The sequence below is a fragment of the Leclercia sp. M50 genome (assembly GCF_037150775.1).
Lineage (GTDB): Bacteria > Pseudomonadota > Gammaproteobacteria > Enterobacterales > Enterobacteriaceae > Enterobacter.
The window spans coordinates 60237-79434 of record NZ_JBBCPK010000009.1 but is presented as its reverse complement, the minus strand read 5'-3'; the positions used below and the strand labels follow the sequence as shown (position 1 = coordinate 79434).

Annotated in this window: 21 protein-coding genes; 13 read left to right on the top strand and 8 right to left on the bottom strand. The window is 55.8% G+C overall.

The genetic code is table 11. The features are described 5' to 3' along the window. A partial coding sequence (locus WFM46_RS23805) for a hypothetical protein (RefSeq protein WP_442913442.1) occupies nt 1-111 on the top strand: 111 nt, incomplete at its 5' end. Nucleotides 112-197: 86 nt separating this feature from the next. Further along, entirely contained in the window at nt 198-1643 is a 1446-nt protein-coding gene (tldD, locus tag WFM46_RS03975) for a metalloprotease TldD (protein WP_336997089.1), read from the top strand. A gap of 34 nt (nt 1644-1677) precedes the next feature. On the opposite strand, the gene aaeR is transcribed toward tldD, so the two are convergent. Beyond that, entirely contained in the window at nt 1678-2601 is a 924-nt protein-coding gene (gene aaeR / locus WFM46_RS03970) for an HTH-type transcriptional activator AaeR (RefSeq protein ID WP_103177225.1), read from the bottom strand. 177 nt (nt 2602-2778) lie between these two features. On the opposite strand from aaeR, the gene aaeX reads away from it, so the two are divergent. From aaeX to WFM46_RS03945, 5 genes are all read left to right on the top strand, one after another. Then, nucleotides 2779-2982, top strand: a complete 204-nt coding sequence (aaeX, locus tag WFM46_RS03965; protein WP_180209661.1) for a p-hydroxybenzoic acid efflux pump operon protein AaeX — start codon at nt 2779-2781, stop codon at nt 2980-2982. A gap of 7 nt (nt 2983-2989) precedes the next feature. Then, nucleotides 2990-3922, top strand: coding sequence for a p-hydroxybenzoic acid efflux pump subunit AaeA (gene aaeA, locus WFM46_RS03960; RefSeq protein WP_103180995.1), 933 nt, complete (start codon nt 2990-2992; stop codon nt 3920-3922). A gap of 5 nt (nt 3923-3927) precedes the next feature. Further along, entirely contained in the window at nt 3928-5895 is a 1968-nt protein-coding gene (gene aaeB, locus WFM46_RS03955) for a p-hydroxybenzoic acid efflux pump subunit AaeB (protein WP_336997088.1), read from the top strand. A gap of 87 nt (nt 5896-5982) precedes the next feature. Next, nucleotides 5983-7437 carry an NAD-dependent succinate-semialdehyde dehydrogenase gene (locus WFM46_RS03950; RefSeq protein WP_103177223.1) on the top strand — a complete coding sequence of 485 codons (1455 nt, stop codon included), beginning with the start codon at nt 5983-5985 and terminating at the stop codon, nt 7435-7437. Between the two features lie 44 nt (nt 7438-7481). Beyond that, nucleotides 7482-7751: a barstar family protein gene (locus WFM46_RS03945; RefSeq protein ID WP_103177222.1), complete on the top strand. Its 270-nt coding sequence runs from the start codon at nt 7482-7484 to the stop codon at nt 7749-7751. A 61-nt stretch (nt 7752-7812) separates the two neighbouring features. Here the strand turns inward: WFM46_RS03945 and yhcN (WFM46_RS03940) are convergent, their stop codons facing one another. From yhcN (WFM46_RS03940) to argR, 3 genes are all read right to left on the bottom strand, one after another. Beyond that, nucleotides 7813-8076: a peroxide/acid stress response protein YhcN gene (gene yhcN, locus WFM46_RS03940; protein ID WP_103177221.1), complete on the bottom strand. Its 264-nt coding sequence runs from the start codon at nt 8074-8076 to the stop codon at nt 7813-7815. Between the two features lie 112 nt (nt 8077-8188). Next, nucleotides 8189-8452 (bottom strand): peroxide/acid stress response protein YhcN, encoded by a 264-nt coding sequence (yhcN, locus tag WFM46_RS03935; protein ID WP_103177220.1) that lies wholly within the window; start codon nt 8450-8452, stop codon nt 8189-8191. 378 nt (nt 8453-8830) lie between these two features. Next, a complete protein-coding gene (gene argR / locus WFM46_RS03930; protein ID WP_103177219.1) occupies nt 8831-9301 on the bottom strand; it encodes a transcriptional regulator ArgR in 471 nt (156 codons plus the stop codon). 404 nt (nt 9302-9705) lie between these two features. Between argR and mdh the strand changes: the two genes are divergently transcribed. Next, nucleotides 9706-10644: a malate dehydrogenase gene (gene mdh, locus WFM46_RS03925; protein ID WP_103177218.1), complete on the top strand. Its 939-nt coding sequence runs from the start codon at nt 9706-9708 to the stop codon at nt 10642-10644. Between the two features lie 68 nt (nt 10645-10712). On the opposite strand, the gene degS is transcribed toward mdh, so the two are convergent. The 3 genes from degS to zapG form a co-directional block, all read right to left on the bottom strand. Beyond that, nucleotides 10713-11780 (bottom strand): outer membrane-stress sensor serine endopeptidase DegS, encoded by a 1068-nt coding sequence (gene degS, locus WFM46_RS03920; RefSeq protein ID WP_103180994.1) that lies wholly within the window; start codon nt 11778-11780, stop codon nt 10713-10715. Between the two features lie 88 nt (nt 11781-11868). Then, complete coding sequence (gene degQ / locus WFM46_RS03915; protein WP_103177217.1) at nt 11869-13236, bottom strand: serine endoprotease DegQ; 1368 nt, start codon at nt 13234-13236, stop codon at nt 11869-11871. A 170-nt stretch (nt 13237-13406) separates the two neighbouring features. Further along, the gene (gene zapG, locus WFM46_RS03910; protein ID WP_103177216.1) at nt 13407-13805 is read right to left on the bottom strand and encodes a Z-ring associated protein ZapG; all 399 of its coding nucleotides are present in this window, start codon (nt 13803-13805) and stop codon (nt 13407-13409) included. Nucleotides 13806-13995: 190 nt separating this feature from the next. Between zapG and zapE the strand changes: the two genes are divergently transcribed. The 5 genes from zapE to sspB all read left to right on the top strand — a co-directional run bounded on the left by zapE (nt 13996) and on the right by sspB (nt 17692). After that, complete coding sequence (zapE, locus tag WFM46_RS03905; RefSeq protein ID WP_159339878.1) at nt 13996-15120, top strand: cell division protein ZapE; 1125 nt, start codon at nt 13996-13998, stop codon at nt 15118-15120. Nucleotides 15121-15407: 287 nt separating this feature from the next. After that, nucleotides 15408-15836: a 50S ribosomal protein L13 gene (gene rplM, locus WFM46_RS03900; RefSeq protein ID WP_024551131.1), complete on the top strand. Its 429-nt coding sequence runs from the start codon at nt 15408-15410 to the stop codon at nt 15834-15836. Nucleotides 15837-15851: 15 nt separating this feature from the next. Continuing rightward, nucleotides 15852-16244, top strand: a complete 393-nt coding sequence (gene rpsI, locus WFM46_RS03895; RefSeq protein WP_003860436.1) for a 30S ribosomal protein S9 — start codon at nt 15852-15854, stop codon at nt 16242-16244. A gap of 312 nt (nt 16245-16556) precedes the next feature. Beyond that, on the top strand, nt 16557-17195 hold the full coding sequence (sspA, locus tag WFM46_RS03890) for a stringent starvation protein SspA (RefSeq protein ID WP_103177214.1): 639 nt from the start codon (nt 16557-16559) through the stop codon (nt 17193-17195). Nucleotides 17196-17200: 5 nt separating this feature from the next. After that, the gene (sspB, locus tag WFM46_RS03885) at nt 17201-17692 is read left to right on the top strand and encodes a ClpXP protease specificity-enhancing factor (RefSeq protein ID WP_180209657.1); all 492 of its coding nucleotides are present in this window, start codon (nt 17201-17203) and stop codon (nt 17690-17692) included. Between the two features lie 81 nt (nt 17693-17773). Here the strand turns inward: sspB and gltD are convergent, their stop codons facing one another. Then, complete coding sequence (gltD, locus tag WFM46_RS03880) at nt 17774-19192, bottom strand: glutamate synthase subunit GltD (protein WP_103177208.1); 1419 nt, start codon at nt 19190-19192, stop codon at nt 17774-17776. Nucleotides 19193-19198: the final 6 nt, after the last annotated feature.

Here is a 19198-nt window from a genome sequence, read left to right as displayed (position 1 = left end):
GGGCCGCTGTGGAGCAAAGTCTCCATTCTGCGCTATCACATTACCGGCCCGGTGGATAAACCGCAGATTAATGAAGTGCTGCGTCAGCCTCGCAAAGATGCACAGCAATGATTTGACGCGGGCAATTAATTGCCTCACTCTCAATAGATAAGATCTTAGATACGTCCTGTGGACGGCAACGAACGAGTAGCAAAACGATGAGTCTGAACCTGGTAAGTGAACATCTGCTGGCAGCGAACGGCCTGAGCCATCAGGACCTCTTTTCCATTCTTGGTCAACTGACCGAACGCCGTCTCGACTACGGCGATCTCTACTTTCAGTCGAGCTATCACGAATCCTGGGTTTTAGAAGACAGCATCATCAAAGATGGCTCGTATAACATCGACCAGGGCGTCGGCGTACGTGCCGTTAGCGGTGAGAGAACCGGTTTTGCCTATGCGGACCAGGTTAGCCTGACCGCGCTGGAACAGAGCGCGCAGGCGGCCCGCACCATCGTGCGCGAAAGCGGCGATGGCCGGGTGAAAACCCTGGGTGAAGTGCAGCACTCTGCGCTCTATACCAGCGTCGATCCGCTGCAAAGCATGAGTCGTGAAGAGAAGCTGGATATCCTGCGCCGGGTGGACAAAGTCGCCCGCGCGGAAGACAAGCGCGTACAGGAAGTCTCGGCCAGCCTGAGCGGCGTATATGAGCTGATTCTGGTGGCGGCAACCGACGGCACCCTGGCCGCCGACGTGCGTCCGCTGGTGCGTCTCTCCGTCAGCGTGCTGGTGGAAGAGGATGGCAAACGCGAGCGCGGCTCCAGCGGCGGCGGCGGTCGTTTCGGTTATGAATGGTTCCTCAATCCGGTGGATGGCGAAGTGCGGGCCGACGCCTGGGCGAAAGAGGCGGTGCGCATGGCGCTGGTTAACCTCTCTGCCGTGGCGGCGCCTGCGGGTACGCTGCCGGTAGTGCTGGGTGCAGGCTGGCCTGGGGTGCTGCTGCACGAAGCGGTAGGCCACGGTCTGGAAGGCGACTTCAACCGCCGCGGCACCTCTGTGTTCAGCGGTCAGGTAGGGGAGCTGGTAGCCTCTGAACTCTGTACCGTAGTGGATGATGGCACCATGACCGATCGTCGTGGCTCGATCTCCATCGACGATGAAGGCACGCCGGGCCAGTACAACGTGCTGATCGAAAACGGCATCCTGAAAGGCTATATGCAGGACAAGCTGAATGCGCGCCTGATGGGCGTTGCGCCAACCGGCAATGGCCGTCGCGAATCCTACGCGCACCTGCCGATGCCGCGTATGACCAACACCTATATGCTGGCGGGTAAATCCACGCCGCAGGAAATTATCGAATCCGTTGATTACGGGATCTACGCCCCGAACTTCGGCGGTGGCCAGGTGGATATCACCTCCGGTAAATTTGTCTTCTCAACCTCAGAGGCCTATCTGATTGAGAAGGGCAAAGTGACCAAAGCGGTGAAAGGCGCCACCCTGATTGGCTCCGGCATCGAAGCGATGCAGCAGATCTCAATGGTGGGTAACGATCTGAAGCTGGATAACGGCGTCGGTGTCTGCGGTAAAGAGGGGCAGAGCCTGCCGGTAGGCGTCGGCCAGCCAACCCTGAAAGTGGATAACCTGACCGTCGGCGGTACTGCGTAATCTTTTCATCCTGACCCTCTCCCGCGGGAGAGGGTTACTCCTTCCTTCCCCGCATCTCCTGAAACAGCGTCGCCACCTGCACAAAATAGTCCGTCAGATAGTTAATGCACACCTGCACCTTCAGCGGCAACTTGTCCTTTTCGGTATAGACCGCGTAAACCGGGCGTGGATCCGACTGATAGCGCGGGAAGAGGATCTCCAGTTCCCCGCTGTTGATCTCGTTGATCACCCACATCAGCGGCACATAGGCGATCCCGGCTCCAGCCACCAGCCAGCGGGAGATGGTCATCGGATCGTTAGTGACAAAACGCCCCTGCGGCAGCAGCTTTGTTGACAGACCCTCTGGCGCAGTCAGCTCAAATTCATTATCCGGGCGCACGCTGTACTCCAGCCAGGCGTGATTGCTGAGGTCCGCCGGTTTTTCCGGGATACCCGCTCTGGCGAGGTATTTTTTCGCCGCGCACACCACCATCGGCATGCTCCCCAGACGACGCGAAAAGAGGCTCGAATCCTGCAAGGCCCCGACGCGGATCACCACATCCAGTCCATCGGCGATCAGATCCGGAGCGGGAATACCGGTGACCAGATTAACCGTCAGCCCCGGATACTCCTGCAACATCTCAGCGGTCATTTCAGCCAGGACATTTTGTGCCATAGTTGAAGAGCAGCCGATGCGCAGCGTGCCGATGGGGGTGTTATTGAAGGCGTAGAGTTGCTCATGTACCGACTGGGCTTCATACAACATTCGCCGGCAGCCCTGATAATAGATTTTCCCGGCCTCCGTCAGGCCGAGGCTGCGCGTGCTGCGGTTGAGAAGCTTCACCTGGAGGTCATCTTCCAGTTTGGCAACGGTCTGGCTGATAGAAGAGACGCTCATCTGTAGTTGCCTGGCCGCGGCGGTAAAGGAGCCCAGCTCAACGACTTTGGCAAAAACTGACATCCGTTTTAGACGTTCCATTATTCACTCTGGCTTAAAAGTGATTTAGATCACATACGATAGATAACAGCATAACAGTTACGCTAATATATTATTAATACATTATAGCTACGCCACTCTCGCCCGGCTTTTCTTGCCACTTCTGCGGTGGTGTACGCTGACTAATTCTTTCGCCTGCTCGCTCTAATCAAGGTCAACATGAGTCTGTTTCCCGTTGTCGTGGTGTTCGGTTTGTCGTTCCCACCGATATTCTTCGAACTGCTTTTATCACTGGCGATTTTTTGGCTGGTGCGAAAGGTGCTGGCTCCAACCGGGATCTATGATTTCGTCTGGCACCCTGCATTGTTTAATTCCGCGCTCTATTGCTGCCTGTTCTATCTGGTATCGCGCCTGTTTGTTTGAGGTTGATGTGAAAACACTAACAAGAAAAATCTCCCGTACCGCCATTACCGTGGCACTGGTCATCCTCGCGTTCATCGCTATTTTTCGCGCGTGGGTCTATTACACTGAGTCACCGTGGACGCGTGATGCGCGTTTTAGCGCTGACATCGTCGCCATCGCCCCCGATGTGGCGGGGCTGATCACCGCCGTCAATGTGCATGACAACCAGCTGGTCAAAAAGGATCAGGTGCTGTTTACCATCGACCAGCCTCGTTACCGGAAAGCGCTGGAACAAGCCGAAGCGGATGTCTCTTACTACGAGGCGTTGGCGGCGGAAAAACGTCGTGAGGCTGGGCGCCGTAATAAGCTGGGGGTGCAGGCGATGTCCCGCGAGGAGATTGACCAGTCCAACAACGTGCTGCAAACCGTACTGCATCAGCTGGCGAAGTCCGAGGCCACACGCGATCTGGCGAAGCTCGATCTCGAGCGCACCGTCATCCGCGCCCCGTCCGATGGCTGGGTGACCAACCTCAACGTCTATACCGGTGAATTTATTACCCGCGGCTCCACCGCCGTGGCACTGGTGAAACAGCACTCCTTCTATGTACTCGCCTATATGGAAGAGACCAAACTGGAAAATGTCCGTCCGGGTTACCGGGCGGAGATCACTCCCCTTGGCAGCAACCAGGTGCTGAAAGGTACTGTCGACAGCATAGCGGCAGGGGTGACTAATGCCAGCGCCACCCGCGACGGCAAAGGGATGGCGACGGTAGATTCCAATCTGGAGTGGGTGCGTCTGGCGCAGCGCGTGCCGGTGCGTATTCGTCTGGATGCACAGCAGGGCGACCTGTGGCCAGCGGGAACGACGGCGACGGTGGTGATCACCGGTGAGAAAGATCGGGATGCACGCCACGACTCGCTGTTCCGCAAAATTGCCCACCGTCTGCGCGAGTTTGGTTAATCGCCATGGGTATCTTTTCCATCGCCAACCAGCACCTGCGCTTCGCGATTAAGCTGGCTTTCGCCATCGTGCTGGCGCTGTTTGTCGGGTTTCATTTTCAGCTGGAAACGCCCCGCTGGGCGGTGCTGACGGCCGCGATTGTCGCCGCCGGCCCGGCGTTTGCCGCAGGCGGTGAGCCTTACTCCGGCGCCATCCGCTATCGCGGGATGCTGCGTATCGTCGGCACCTTTATCGGCTGTATCGCGGCGCTCACCATCGTGATCCTGATGATCCGCACCCCGCTATTGATGCTGATGGTGTGCTGTATCTGGGCCGGTTTTTGTACCTGGGTCTCCTCCCTGGTGCGGGTGGAGAACTCCTACGCCTGGGGCCTTTCCGGCTATACGGCGCTGATTATTATCATCACCATTCAGGCCAACCCCCTGCTGGCCCCACAGTTTGCCGTGGAGCGCTGCAGTGAGATCGTGATGGGGATCGTCTGCGCGATCGTGGCGGATCTGCTCTTCTCTCCCCGCTCGATCAAACAGGAGGTGGATCGCGAGCTGGATGCGCTGATCGTTGCCCAGTATCAACTCATGCAGCTGTGCATCGAGCACGGCGACAGTGAAGAGGTCGATAACGCCTGGAGCGCGCTGGTGCGTCGTACCACCGCGCTGGAGGGGATGCGCAGCAACCTCAATATGGAGTCGTCGCGCTGGTCGCGGGCAAACCGCCGCCTGAAGGCACTTAATACCATCTCCTTAACCCTCATTACCCAGGCCTGTGAAACCTATCTGATCCAGAACACGCGCCCCGAGGCGATCACCGGGACCTTCCGCGAGCTGTTTGCCACCCCCGTTGCCACCGCTCAGGACGTGCATAAGCAGCTCAAACGCATGCGCCGGGTCATCGCCTGGACCGGCGAACGCGATACCCCGGTCACCATCTACACCTGGGTTGGCGCGGCGACACGCTACCTGCTGCTCAAACGCGGCGTGATCGGCAACACTAAAATCAGCGCCACCGAAGAGGAGGTACTGCAGGGGGAAGTGGTGGTAAAAGCCGAGTCGGCGGAACGTCACCATGCGATGGTGAACTTCTGGCGCACCACGCTGGCCTGTATGCTGGGAACGCTTTTCTGGCTCTGGACCGGCTGGACCTCCGGCAGCGGCGCGATGGTGATGATCGCGGTGGTCACCTCGCTGGCGATGCGTCTGCCGAATCCCCGGATGGTGGCGCTCGATTTTCTGTACGGCACCCTGGCGGCGTTGCCGATTGGCGCTTTCTATTTCCTGGTGGTCCTCCCGTCAACCCAGCAAAGCATGCTGTTGCTCTGTCTGAGTCTCGCGGTTATGGCCTTCTTTATTGGTATCGAGGTACAGAAGCGACGCCTGGGATCGCTGGGGGCCCTGGCCAGTACCATTAATATTCTGGTCCTGGATAACCCGATGACGTTCCACTTCAGCCAGTTTCTCGACAGCGCGCTGGGGCAGATTGTCGGCTGCTTCCTGGCGATGATGGTGATCCTGCTGGTGCGCGATAACTCTCAGGCCCGAACCGGACGCGTGCTACTGAACCAGTTCGTTTCTGCCGCTGTCTCGGCGATGACCACCAATACCGCCCGACGTAAAGAGAACCATCTGCCTGCGCTCTATCAGCAGCTCTTTTTGCTGCTGAACAAGTTCCCGGGCGATCTGGCGAAATTCCGCCTGGCCCTGACGCTGATCATCGCCCATCAGCGTCTGCGCAACGCGCCGATTCCGGTGAATGACGATCTCTCTGCGTTCCACCGCCAGCTGCGCCGTACTGCCGATCATGTGATTTCAGCCTCCAGCGACGATAAGCGCCGACGCTATTTCACGCAGCTGCTGGCGGAGCTGGAAATCTATCAGGAAAAACTGCGTATCTGGGAGGCGCCGCGACAGGTGACCGAACCGGTGCAGCGGCTGGTGGGCATGCTGCATCGATACCAGAATGCCCTGACCGACAGCTAATCCTTCCGAAAACCGACGCCATAAGCGTCGGTTTTTTTGTGACTATACTTATCCTGGCGAGGACATAAACTCAAAATGGGAGGATACATGACTACCCAGTCTCTTCAGGATAGTGCGCTATTTCAGACCGGATATTTAGTCGATGGCGTATGGAAAACGCTCGATACCACATTCGATGTACTTAACCCGTCGACCGGGGCTGTGGTAGCCCAGGTGGCAAAAGCAGGCAAGAAAGAGACCGAAGAGGCCATCGCCGCCGCGAGCCGGGCTTTCCCGGCATGGCGTGCAAAAACCGCTAAAGAGCGTTCGGCCATCCTCTATCGCTGGTATGAATTAATCATTGAAAACAAGCAGTGGCTTGGCCAGCTGATGACCACCGAGCAGGGCAAACCGCTGAAAGAGGCGGAAGGGGAAGTGGAGTACGCGGCCAGTTTCATCCAGTGGTTTGCCGAGCAGGCCAAACGCGCCAACGGCGAAATCATCCCTCCTGTTAAACCCGGCTCCCGCATTCTTGCCACCCGCGAACCCATTGGCGTGGTGGCGGCTATCACGCCGTGGAACTTCCCGATGGCGATGCTGACCCGCAAGCTGGGCCCGGCGCTGGCGGCAGGCTGTACCGGCGTGATTAAACCGGCTAATAACACGCCGCTGAGCGCCTTTGCGCTGCTCACTCTGGCTAAAAAAGCGGGGGTCCCGGATGGCGTACTCAACGCGGTGGCGGGAAATACCGCTGAGATAAGCGACGCGATCATGTATAGCCCTGAGGTGCGCAAAATCTCCTTTACCGGCTCGACGGCGGTGGGCAAAACCCTGATGCGCAATGCCGCCGAGACCATGAAAAAAGTGTCGATGGAGCTGGGCGGGAATGCGCCTTATATCGTCTTTGACGATGCCGATATCGATGCGGCGGTGAAAGGGGCAATAGCCAATAAATTCCGTAACGCGGGGCAGGTCTGCGTCAGCGTTAACCGCTTCTATATTCAGGAGTCGGTGTATGAGGCGTTTGTCAGCAAACTCGTCGCTGCCGTAAACGACTTAAAAGTGGGTGACGGTCTGGAAGAGGGGACCGTCGTCGGGCCGTTGATTGAACCTGCCGCAGTGAAAAAAGTGCGTGAGCATGTGGAGGATGCCGTCGCCAAAGGGGCGACGGTGCTGGCGGGCGGCAAAGCCCATGCTCTCGGCGGCAACTTCTGGCAACCGACGGTGCTGGCAGACTGCCATGAAGGGATGGCGCTTGCCAGCGAAGAGACCTTCGGACCCGTGGCGGCCTGCTTCCGTTTCACCTCTGAAGAGGAGGTGATCCAGCGCGCCAACAATACACCGTTTGGCCTGGCTGCCTATTTCTATACTCAGAATTTGCAGCGGGTGTTCCGCGTTTCACAGGCTCTTGAGAGCGGGATGATCGGCATAAACGAGTGCGCGGTATCCACGGAGCTTGGGCCTTTTGGCGGGGTGAAAGAGTCGGGGCTGGGCCGCGAAGGGTCAGTGCTGGGGCTGGAGGAGTTCCTGGAAGTCAAAACCCTGCATATCGGGGGATTATAATCGGCAGAGCGGCAGAAGCCGCTCACCTGGACGGGGTGGCTGGCATGAATATCTATACGTTTGATTTTGATGAAATTGACAGTCAGGAGGCGTTCTACCGTGAGTTTTCACGGACCTTCGGTATAGGGCAGGAGAGGGTGACGGATCTGGACTCCCTGTGGGAAATAGTGACCAGCAGCCAGTTGCCGCTACCGCTTGAAATCGAATTCATCCATTTACCGGAAAAGCTGCGCAGACGCTTTGGGGCGCTGATCCTGTTGTTTGATGAGGCGGAAGAGGAGCTGGAGGGGCAGATTCGCTTTAACGTACATTAGTGCAGGATATAAAAAAGCCCCTGCGAAGCAGGGGCAAGTCGTATATCAATACGACGAGGGTTTATTTGTACAACTCAGCGGTCGCGTGCCAGTGGTCACCGGTGTTGAGCTCAGTAACGCGATAGCTGCTGGCGCCCGCTTTTTCAGCTTTTGCGGCCAGAGCCTGACGGACATCCATCGGCGAGCCGGCCACTTCACTTACGGAGATGCTCCCCATAGATTGCAGGCCTTGCGCCTGGTCGGCGTTTACCTGATGTACAGCAGCGCTGGCACCAAATGAGAGAACGGAAGCGAAACCAGCGGCGATAATTAATTTAGTGTTCATAGTCTTTACTCCTGGAGTGCAGGCTCAACGGCAAGAAGGGTTGTGCTGCTATTTTTATGCCTGGTGCCGTTGAACAGAGATATCGGGTAGTACGGGTAATACTCGGTACGACTTATTTGTACAGCTCAGCAGTTGCATGCCAGTGGTCACCTGTACGCGCTTCGATAACGCGATAGGAAGAGGCACCCTGTTCCTGCGCTTTTTTGTTCAGCATCTGATTCATGTCCATCGGAGAGGTTCCGATCGCACCGATAGAAACGGTACCGATAGATTCACGAGACTGAGCCTGCTCGGCGTTGATCGCATCAGCAGCAAAGGCACCGAAAGACAGGACAGAGAGAATGCTTAGTGTGGCTACGGTAGTTTTGATTTTCATGATTCTTTTCCTCGTCATATTCTTTTACTGGGGTCGTCGTTTCGTGACCCTCATCACAAAATCAAGTATACACTAATAACGGCATAAATTAATACCATGCTAATTGTTTCTTGGGTGATCAAGAATTAAACAAGGGATTTTATATAACTAAGAGAAATAAAAAGCAGGGAGATAAGCGGGGCTTGAGCAGTTATCTTTATTAAAATTAATAAGATACGTAACTTTGATTATTTGTGCGATCTTGTGGTTTATCATTCGCTGTGTAAAAGCAATGAGGCAGAAAAACGCACTATTTGTTAAATTACAGATAACAGATTGTAAGGTAAAACGAGGCGGGAGTAGAAGGTTCCCCGCCGCGAGCGGCGGCAGGGAAGGGGATCAGAGTTCCTGTTCGAACAGTACCAGAATGGCTTCGTAGAGATCTTTCACGGAGAAACCATTGGCCGGGGTCGTGAAGATGGTGTCGTCACCGGCAATAGTGCCGAGGATACCTTCCGCTTTACCCAGCGAGTCGAGCAGGCGCGCAATCAGTTGTGCCGCACCCGGGCTGGTGTGGATCACCACCACAGCTTCGTTATAGTCGATATCCAGTACCAGATTCTTCAGCGGGCTCGAGGTGGTCGGGACGCCCAGTTCGGCTGGCAGACAGTAGACCATCTCCATTTTAGCGTTGCGGGTACGCACCGCGCCGAACTTGGTTAACATGCGGGAGACTTTCGACTGGTTGATGTTTTCAAAACCCTCATCCTGTAGAGCCTGGACAATCTCCCCCTGGGAACTAAATTTTTCTTCTTTAAGCAGCGCTTTAAACGCTTTAACCAATTCTTCTTGTTTAGAAGAGATTCGCATAAATCACCCGAAATATAGCGGTAGAAACAACATTATTATGCACATGGATGAATTTTTATGCAAACTATCTGCCCAATGTTAGGCTGAAATAATGTTATGAAAGGGAGTGATTTTATCAAAATTCGTTATCAAGGAACATGCCTGCGTCACGCCTCGCAAATAAGCTTAAAAGTAAATTAAATGTTATCAAATTGATGTTGTTTTGGTGGCTGGCGAGGGTGTATTGTAACCACCTCTTGATTCGTTGCTTAGTTATCGCATAACGCCCGATAGCTTTCCGGCAGAAGCGAAAAGCGCGTGACCGCTAATTCCTGATACATCACGATTGTATTTATTGATCTGCTGAATTAAGGTCGCCGCGACGGAGTAACAGAAAGTTAGCTCACCATAATAAGGAGTTTAGGATGAAAGTCGCAGTCCTCGGCGCTGCTGGCGGTATCGGCCAGGCGCTTGCCCTACTACTGAAAACTCAGCTGCCTGCAGGCTCAGAACTCTCTCTCTATGATATCGCCCCGGTAACACCTGGTGTGGCGGTAGACCTCAGCCACATCCCGACGGCTGTTAAAATCAAAGGCTTCTCCGGTGAAGATGCTCGCCCGGCGCTCGAAGGCGCAGACGTGGTGCTGATCTCCGCAGGCGTGGCGCGTAAGCCAGGTATGGATCGTTCCGACCTGTTCAACGTGAACGCGGGTATCGTTAAGAACCTGATTCAGCAGGTTGCTACTACCTGCCCGAAAGCCTGCATCGGTATCATCACTAACCCGGTTAACACCACTGTGGCTATCGCGGCAGAAGTGCTGAAAAAAGCGGGCGTGTATGACAAGAACAAACTGTTCGGCGTGACCACGCTGGACATCATCCGCTCCAACACCTTTGTTGCGGAACTGAAAGGCAAACAGCCAACCGAGCTCGAAGTCCCGGTTATCGGCGGCCACTCTGGCGTGACCATTCTGCCATTGCTGTCCCAGATCCCAGGCGTAAGCTTCACCGAGCAGGAAGTGGCTGACCTGACCAAACGTATCCAGAACGCCGGCACCGAAGTGGTGGAAGCGAAGGCGGGTGGCGGTTCAGCAACCCTCTCTATGGGCCAGGCTGCGGCACGTTTCGGCCTCTCTCTGGTTCGCGCCCTGCAGGGTGAGCAAGGCGTGGTGGAATGCGCTTACGTTGAAGGTGACGGCGAGCACGCACGCTTCTTCTCTCAGCCGCTGCTGCTGGGTAAAAACGGTATCGAAGAGCGTAAGTCTATCGGCACCCTGAGCGCGTTTGAACAGCAGGCGATGGCTGGCATGCTGGAAACCCTGAAGAACGATATCGTTCTGGGCGAAGAGTTCGTTAATAAATAAGCGACGCGCTTCCCGTCAGGGCAATAAAAAACCGGAGCATGAACTCCGGTTTTTTTATGCCTGCCAACTCAGTTGGTGGCCGGGTATTCCTGAATGGTCACCTGCAGGGTCAGTTTCTTATCATCACGCATCACTTCCACCGGGATGATAGAGCCTGGCCTGATCTCCGCCACCTGATCCATGGTTTCCAGCGCCGATACGGCCGGTTTGCCGTTCACCGAGACAATCACGTCGTTAACCCTGATACCCGCTTCTGCCGCCGGGCCGCCAGGGGTCACTTCGTTCACCACAATCCCCTGGATCTGATCGATTCCGCCACCCTGAGAATGCAGCGGAGCAATCTCACGCCCGCCAATGCCAATGTAGCCGCGGATCACGCGTCCGTCGCGAATCAGCTTATCCATAATCTTGTTGGCGAGCTGGAACGGGATGGCGAAGCCGATCCCTTCGGGCGTTTCCCCGTCGTTGCTTTTATCAAACGAGAGGGTGTTGATGCCCATCAGTTCGCCCAGCGAGTTCACCAGCGCGCCGCCGGAGTTGCCATGGTTGATGGAAGCGTCCGTCTGCAGGAAGTTCTGCCGTCCGGAGGGGTTCAGGCCGATACGCCCGGTTGCGCTGATGATCCCCTGGGTAATGGTCTGTCCCAGGTTATAGGGGTTGCCAATGGCCAGCACCACGTCGCCGATATGGGGCGTCCGCTTACGGTTGATGGGGATAACGGGCAGGCCGCCTGTGGCGTTGATTTTGAGGACTGCCAGATCCGTCAGACTGTCGGAGCCCACGAGCAATGCCTCAAAGACGCGGCCATCCTGCAGCGCCACGATGATTTGATCGGCATCGTTGATCACATGTTTGTTGGTAATAATGTAGCCGCGTTCATCCATAATCACCCCGGAGCCAAGGGTGCGGATCTCCAGCTGATTATGGCTGGTGCTGTTCAGCCCACGGTTATAGACGTTAACCACCGCAGGGGCGGCGCGGCGTACTGCCTGGTTATAACTGGCAGGCGTTTCATCTGCGCTGTCGAACTGCGGCGCAGCCAGCTGATTGAACTGACGTAAAGAGGGCATCGCGGCCAGTAACAGGCCACCTACTACCAGGCCGATGGCGACCGAACGAATGAGCTTAAAAACCATGATACGGGCGTCGTTAAAGGGAGAACGCAAGCAGCATAACATGACTTATCCGGACATCACACGGGGTGATGTCCGGACAGGTACAGGCTTAGCGCAGCAGAATATAGAGCGTATCGTTACCACGCACGATCTGCAGGGCGATAACGGTAGGTTTGCTCTCCAGCACCTTGCGCATTTCGGCGATAGACTGCACGCGAACGCGGTTCACCCCGATAATCACATCGTCCTGATGAAGCCCCGCCTGCGCGGCAGGACTGCTCTTCTCGACGCTTTCGAGGGTGATGCCTTTGGTGCCGTCTTTTAACTGTCCGTCGCTTAAGGTCGCCCCCTGTAGCGCGGGAGCAATCATCTCTGCGCTGGCCGAAGAAGAGGTGCTTTTATCGAGCGTGACCTGCAGATCCAGCGGCTTCCCGTCACGCAAAATGCCGAGCTTAACCGTCGCACCCGGCTCCGTAGTGGCGATGCGCGAACGCAGTTCGGCAAAGCTGCTTAACGGTTTATCATTCAGGCTGACAATCACGTCCCCGGATTTCACGCCCGCTTTTGCGGAACCGGAATTCGGCAACACTTCGCTGACGAAGGCGCCGCGCTGCACGTTCAGGTTAAACGCTTTGGCGATATCCGCACTCATCTCGGTGCCTTTAATACCCAGCAGGCCACGTTTCACTTCGCCAAATTCAATCAGCTGCTGGGCCAGCGTGCGGGCCATGTTGCTGGGAATGGCAAAGCCAATGCCGACGCTGCCGCCGCCAGGGGCAAGAATGGCGGTGTTAATGCCAATCAGCTCGCCGTTCAGGTTCAGCAGCGCGCCGCCGGAGTTACCCCGGTTAATGGAGGCGTCGGTCTGGATAAAGTTTTCCAGCCCTTCAAGATTCAGCCCACTGCGGCCCAGCGCGGAGATAATGCCGGAGGTGGCGGTCTGGCCGAGGCCGAAGGGGTTACCCACCGCCACCGCGAAATCGCCGACGCGTAGTTTATCGGAGTCAGCAATGGCGATTTGCGTCAGGCCGGTTGGGTTTTGCAACTGCAGCAGGGCGATATCGCTCTGATCGTCACCGCCAATCAGTTTGGCATCAAACTCCCGGCCATCATTCATCTGCACGCTGATTTTATCGGCATGGCTGATGACGTGGTTATTGGTCAGGACATAGCCCTTCGCGGCGTCGATGATGACCCCGGAGCCCAGACCTTCAAAGGGCTGTCCCTGCTGGTCAGGAGCTTCATCGCCAAAATACTTCTTCAACTCTTCCGGAATACGCTGGCTTTGCACCGCGGTGCCTTCGACCTGCACGCTTACGACGGCGGGCAGGACTTTCTCCAGCATTGGCGCCAGGCTCGGCAGGGCGGCCTCGCCGGGAACCTGCGAAGGGAGTGCGGCAGCCAGCGGATACGAGGCCGACAGGGATAAACCGATACTCAATGCTAACGCGCTCAACAGCTGATTTTTTTTGTTCATTTTTGCTGGCTCTCGCAACCTGGAATGAAGGGATAACGGCCCTGAAACAGACTGATGTTATTGAATTTTAAAACGCTGAACAATGAGGTGTTTGACTAAATAATAGCTGGGGTCAGGAAGAAAGGACGGGCGCAAAGGCTGCGCCCGTAAAATTTATTTTCGATCTGCGATTAGTCGCGCTTTGCGCCACCGCGCAGCAGGCCGGAAGCCCCTTCGGAGTAGTCACGTGGCATCTGTACAGGCGCTTGATCGTTACTGGCCTCGGACTCGGCCAGACGGTTACGGAACGGATTGTTTTCCGCGCTCATCTCCGGCAGCAGGCTGCTGGAGCTTTTCGCCATGTGCTGATAAAGCTGACGGTAGTCATGCGCCATGTTGTCCAGCAGCTCGGCGCTCTGAGCAAAGTGGCTGACCAGCTCTTCACGATACTCGTCCAGTTCAGCTTTGTTCTTTTCCAGTTCGTACTGCAACGCCTGTTGCTGACGCAATTTGCGATTACCAAAACGCATGGCCACGGCGCCGATAGCGATGCCGACGACTAAACCAATTAGCGCATATTCCCAGGTCATGAACTTCTCCCGTTGTCTTGTGGTTCCGTAGGGTGTTGGCTCGGCTCCATGCCAGGGCCTGATTATGCCACTATAACCGCTATTTCCTTAGAAGTGGAATCCCGCCGCATCATCGCGTACTGTAGAACGGCCTTTTTTTCGTCAACTGAGCAGTCTGACGGGTATTAATTGAAGGAATAACAATAACATTATGCAAAGTCTCTCCCCTACATCGCGTTATCAACAGGCCCTGAGCGAGGGCTCCCACCAGCCAGATGAGGTACAGCGTGAAGCGGTAAGCCGTCTGGACGGCATCTGGCATGAGCTGACGGCCCGGCCAGCCGAAGCTGCGCCTTCCGGTGGGTTAAAAGCCGCATTTGGACGGTTGTTGGGCAAGAAAGCGCCGCAGAGCGTCACGCCAGTGCGGGGCTTATATATGTGGGGGGGCGTCGGGCGCGGCAAAACCTGGCTGATGGATCTTTTTTACCAGAGCCTGCCGGGGACGCGTAAGCAGCGTCTGCACTTTCACCGCTTTATGCTGCGGGTCCATGAAGAGCTGACGGCCCTGCAGGGGCAGAGCGATCCGCTGGATATCGTCGCTGAGCGTTTTAAAGCTGAAACCGATGTGCTCTGCTTCGATGAGTTTTTTGTCTCGGATATTACCGACGCCATGCTGCTGGGCGGATTAATGAAAGCGCTCTTTGACCGGGGTATCACCCTGGTGGCGACATCAAACATTCCGCCAGATGAGCTCTACCGTAACGGCCTGCAACGTGCCCGCTTCCTGCCGGCTATCGCGGCGATTAAAGAGCATTGTCACATCATGAATGTGGATGCTGGCATCGACTACCGTCTGCGTACGCTGACCCAGGCCCATCTGTGGATTTCGCCGTTGAATGACGACACGCAACAGCAGATGGACAAGCTGTGGCTGGCGCTTGCCGGCGCGGAGCGGGGTAACGCCCCGGTGCTGGAGGTAAACCATCGTCCCCTGCAAACGCTGGGCGTCGTCAACCAGACCCTCGCCGTGTCGTTTGCCACCCTCTGTGTCGATGCCCGCAGCCAGCATGACTATATTGCGCTCTCGCGCCTGTTCCATACCGTGATGCTGTTTGAGGTGCCGGTGATGACTACGTTGATGGAGAGCGAAGCCCGACGTTTTATCGCGCTGGTGGATGAGTTCTACGAACGCCACGTTAAGCTGGTGGTGAGCGCAGCCGTGCCTTTATATGAGATCTATCAGGGGGAGCGGCTGAAGTTTGAGTTCCAGCGCTGCCTGTCACGCCTGCAGGAGATGCAAAGCGAAGAGTATCTGAAGCGCCAGCATATGCCGTAAATCTCCTCCGTTAAGCGCGCAAGGCCGGGTAAGGCACCGCCGCCGCCCGGCTTTTCGGCTCCCCGTAAAAACCCGCTTCAAATCACAATTAAGGGTCGATCTTTACCCCTGACTTCTCTATAATCTTGCGACCCCACGTTACAAGAAGGTTTTTTTCCCAAAACTTTCTCTGCGCCGGCATAGGCTATTCGAAGGGGTAGGTTTGCTGGACAATGTCGTGTGAACCTCAACTACTAAACGTTTGGGTGTTCACCAACGTGTAACTTATTTATTTGGGTAAGCTTTTAATGAAAACTTTTACAGCTAAACCAGAAACCGTAAAACGCGACTGGTATGTTGTTGACGCGACCGGTAAAACTCTGGGCCGTCTGGCTACCGAACTGGCTCGTCGCCTGCGCGGTAAGCACAAAGCGGAATACACTCCGCACGTCGATACCGGTGATTACATCATCGTTCTGAACGCTGACAAAGTTGCTGTAACCGGCAACAAGCGTACTGACAAAGTGTACTATCACCACACCGGCCACATCGGCGGTATCAAACAAGCGACCTTTGAAGAGATGATTGCCCGCCGTCCTGAGCGTGTGATTGAAATCGCGGTTAAAGGCATGCTGCCAAAAGGCCCGCTGGGTCGTGCTATGTACCGTAAACTGAAAGTTTACGCAGGTAACGAGCACAACCACGCGGCACAGCAACCGCAAGTTCTTGACATCTAATCGGGATTATAGGCAATGGCTGAAAATCAATACTACGGCACTGGTCGCCGCAAAAGCTCCGCCGCTCGCGTGTTCATCAAACCGGGCAGTGGTAAAATCGTAATCAACCAGCGTTCTCTGGAACAATACTTCGGTCGTGAAACTGCCCGCATGGTAGTTCGCCAGCCGCTGGAACTGGTTGATATGGTAGAAAAACTGGATCTGTACATCACCGTTAAAGGTGGTGGTATCTCCGGTCAGGCAGGTGCGATCCGTCACGGTATCACCCGCGCTCTGATGGAGTACGACGAATCCCTGCGTTCTGAACTGCGTAAAGCTGGCTTCGTTACTCGTGACGCTCGTCAGGTTGAACGTAAGAAAGTGGGTCTGCGTAAAGCACGTCGTCGTCCACAGTTCTCCAAGCGTTAATTGCTTTCTGCTTCGGCAGACAACAATTTGCGAAAAACCCGCTTCGGCGGGTTTTTTTATGGTTCATGCTCAACGCATCCACATCCAGACGCCCTTTCTGACCTCTTTTTCCGCATTTCCAGAATACCCTCACCACAAAGGTCGCAAAATCTGGTAAACTATCATCCACTTTTCTGCCCAAATAATGGTGAATGCTCGATTTTTGTTCTCTTTTTGAACAAGAGTAGGAATTCCCTGGGATGGGCAACAAAACATCTGGCTGGCCTGTATGGCCGGTAGCAGTAAAAATTCTGAATATACCTGGAGGTTTTCATGGCTGTCGCTGCCAACAAACGTTCGGTAATGACGCTGTTTTCTGGTCCTACTGACATTTATAGCCATCAGGTTCGTATCGTGCTGGCCGAGAAGGGTGTCAGTTTTGAGATCGAGCATGTGGAAAAGGATAACCCGCCTCAGGATCTTATTGATCTCAACCCAAGCCAGAGCGTACCAACGCTGGTGGATCGTGAGCTGACCCTGTGGGAATCCCGTATCATTATGGAATATCTGGATGAGCGTTTCCCGCATCCGCCGCTGATGCCGGTCTATCCGGTTGCGCGTGGGGAAAGCCGTCTGTACATGCAGCGTATCGAGAAAGACTGGTATACGCTGATGAACGTCATTGCGAACGGTTCCTCTTCGGAAGCCGATGCTGCGCGTAAACAGCTGCGTGAAGAGCTGCTGGCGATCGCACCGGTGTTCGGTCAGCGTCCGTTCTTCCTGAGCGATGAGTTCAGCCTGGTGGATTGCTACCTGGCTCCGCTGCTGTGGCGTTTGCCAACCCTGGGTGTTGAATTCAGCGGTCCTGGTGCGAAAGAGCTCAAAGGTTATATGACGCGCGTATTTGAACGCGACTCCTTCCTTGCTTCTCTGACTGAAGCTGAACGTGAAATGCGTCTCGGCCGGGGTTAATCATTGTGGAAATGTCACAGCTTTCTCCGCGCCGTCCGTATCTGCTGCGTGCCTTCTATGAATGGCTGCTGGATAACCAGCTCACGCCGCACCTGGTAGTGGATGTGACGTTACCGGGCGTGCAGGTTCCTATGGAATATGCACGTGACGGGCAAATTGTGTTGAACATCGCGCCGCGCGCGGTGGGTGGTCTTGAGCTGGCGAACGACGAAGTTCGCTTTAACGCCCGCTTTGGCGGCGTTCCGCGTCAGGTTTCTGTGCCGCTGGCTGCTGTACTGGCTATTTACGCACGGGAAAACGGCGCGGGCACCATGTTTGAGCCGGAAGCGGCTTACGATGAAGACGTTTCCAGCCTCAATGATGAGCATGGCGCGACCGAGAGTGAAAGCGAACCGGTCATGTCGATTATCGATGGCGATAAGCCCGATCACGACGATGATCCAGACGACACCCCGCCGCCACGCGGTGGGCGTCCATCGCTTCGCGTTGTGAAATAAAAAAAGGGCCTGTTGGCCCTTTTTTTTGTCCCGTAAACACCTCTTTAACGGTTCGGCGGGAGTCAATCCCGCCGGGCCTGTTTACACTTCGAGGTAGTTCATGATGCCGTCAGCTGCTTTACGGCCTTCGGCAATGGCGGTCACCACCAGGTCTGAACCGCGAACGATATCGCCACCGGCGAAGATTTTCGGGTTGCTGGTCTGGAACGCGTTGTCGCTGCCTTCCGGGGCGATGATGCGGCCCTGTGAATCCAGCTCGACGCTGTGCTTCGCCAGCCACTCCATGCTGTGAGGGCGGAAACCGAACGCCATGACGACCGCGTCAGCCGGGATCACAAACTCCGAACCAGCCACAATCTCGGCGCGGCGACGGCCTTTGGCATCCGGGGCTCCCATCTCGGTACGCGCCATCTTCACGCCGCTCACTCTGCCGTTGGCATTCACTTCAATACCCAGAGGCTGGATGTTGAACTGGAATTCCACGCCCTCTTCACGCGCGTTTTTCACTTCGCGTTTTGAGCCCGGCATGTTCTCTTCGTCACGACGGTATGCGCAGATTACGTGTGCCGCATTCTGACGAATGGAGGTCCGCACGCAGTCCATCGCGGTATCGCCCCCGCCCAGCACCACTACGCGTTTGCCTTCCATACTCACAAACGGCTCGTCGGCGGTTTCGCCATAGCCCATCAGCTGCTTGGTGTTGGCAATCAGGAACGGCAGCGCGTCGTATACGCCCGGCGCCTCTTCGTTCTCCAGCCCGCCACGCATCGACTGATAGGTACCCACGCCCAGGAATACGGCGTCGTAATCTTTCAGCAGATCGTCGAGCATCACGTCGCGGCCCACTTCGGTGTTGAGTTTGAACTCAATGCCCATGCCGGTGAAGATTTCACGGCGGCGGGTCATCACCTCTTTTTCCAGCTTGAAGGCCGGGATGCCGAAGGTCAGCAGACCGCCGATCTCCGGATGACGGTCAAACACCACCGCCTTCACGCCGTTGCGGGTCAGCACGTCGGCACAGGCCAGGCCTGCCGGACCGGCCCCAATGATCGCTACGCGTTTGTCAGTCTGACGCACGCCGGTCATGTCCGGGCGCCAGCCCATCTCAAACGCTTTATCGTTGATATAGCGTTCAATATTGCCGATGGTCACCGCGCCGAACTCGTCGTTCAGGGTGCAGGAACCTTCACACAGACGGTCCTGCGGACACACGCGGCCGCACACTTCCGGCAGGGTGTTGGTCTGGTGAGAGAGCTCGGCGGCCTCAAAAATACGTCCTTCGTTAGCCAGCTTCAGCCAGTTCGGGATGTAGTTATGCACCGGACATTTCCATTCGCAGTACGGGTTGCCGCAGGAGAGGCAACGGTCTGCCTGTGCTTTGGCCTGGCCTTCGGAAAACGGCTCATAAATTTCAACAAATTCAATTTTACGGATCTTCAGCGGCTTCTTCGGCGGATCCACACGCTGCAGGTCGATAAACTGGTAAACATTCTGGCTCATCTGAAT

Bases quoted from the DNA above. Each gene is read 5' to 3' on its own strand.
- aaeX (WP_180209661.1), top strand. From the start codon at position 2,779: ATGAGTCTGTTTCCCGTTGTCGTGGTGTTCGGTTTGTCGTTCCCACCG.
- zapE (WP_159339878.1), top strand. From the start codon at position 13,996: ATGCAAAGTCTCTCCCCTACATCGCGTTATCAACAGGCCCTGAGCGAG.
- sspA (WP_103177214.1), top strand. From the start codon at position 16,557: ATGGCTGTCGCTGCCAACAAACGTTCGGTAATGACGCTGTTTTCTGGT.
- aaeB (WP_336997088.1), top strand. From the start codon at position 3,928: ATGGGTATCTTTTCCATCGCCAACCAGCACCTGCGCTTCGCGATTAAG.
- yhcN (WP_103177221.1), bottom strand. From the start codon at position 8,076: ATGAACACTAAATTAATTATCGCCGCTGGTTTCGCTTCCGTTCTCTCA.
- gltD (WP_103177208.1), bottom strand. From the start codon at position 19,192: ATGAGCCAGAATGTTTACCAGTTTATCGACCTGCAGCGTGTGGATCCG.
- degS (WP_103180994.1), bottom strand. From the start codon at position 11,780: ATGGTTTTTAAGCTCATTCGTTCGGTCGCCATCGGCCTGGTAGTAGGT.
- aaeR (WP_103177225.1), bottom strand. From the start codon at position 2,601: ATGGAACGTCTAAAACGGATGTCAGTTTTTGCCAAAGTCGTTGAGCTG.
- WFM46_RS03945 (WP_103177222.1), top strand. From the start codon at position 7,482: ATGAATATCTATACGTTTGATTTTGATGAAATTGACAGTCAGGAGGCG.
- yhcN (WP_103177220.1), bottom strand. From the start codon at position 8,452: ATGAAAATCAAAACTACCGTAGCCACACTAAGCATTCTCTCTGTCCTG.
- zapG (WP_103177216.1), bottom strand. From the start codon at position 13,805: ATGACCTGGGAATATGCGCTAATTGGTTTAGTCGTCGGCATCGCTATC.
- rpsI (WP_003860436.1), top strand. From the start codon at position 15,852: ATGGCTGAAAATCAATACTACGGCACTGGTCGCCGCAAAAGCTCCGCC.
- argR (WP_103177219.1), bottom strand. From the start codon at position 9,301: ATGCGAATCTCTTCTAAACAAGAAGAATTGGTTAAAGCGTTTAAAGCG.
- mdh (WP_103177218.1), top strand. From the start codon at position 9,706: ATGAAAGTCGCAGTCCTCGGCGCTGCTGGCGGTATCGGCCAGGCGCTT.
- WFM46_RS03950 (WP_103177223.1), top strand. From the start codon at position 5,983: ATGACTACCCAGTCTCTTCAGGATAGTGCGCTATTTCAGACCGGATAT.
- tldD (WP_336997089.1), top strand. From the start codon at position 198: ATGAGTCTGAACCTGGTAAGTGAACATCTGCTGGCAGCGAACGGCCTG.
- degQ (WP_103177217.1), bottom strand. From the start codon at position 13,236: ATGAACAAAAAAAATCAGCTGTTGAGCGCGTTAGCATTGAGTATCGGT.
- rplM (WP_024551131.1), top strand. From the start codon at position 15,408: ATGAAAACTTTTACAGCTAAACCAGAAACCGTAAAACGCGACTGGTAT.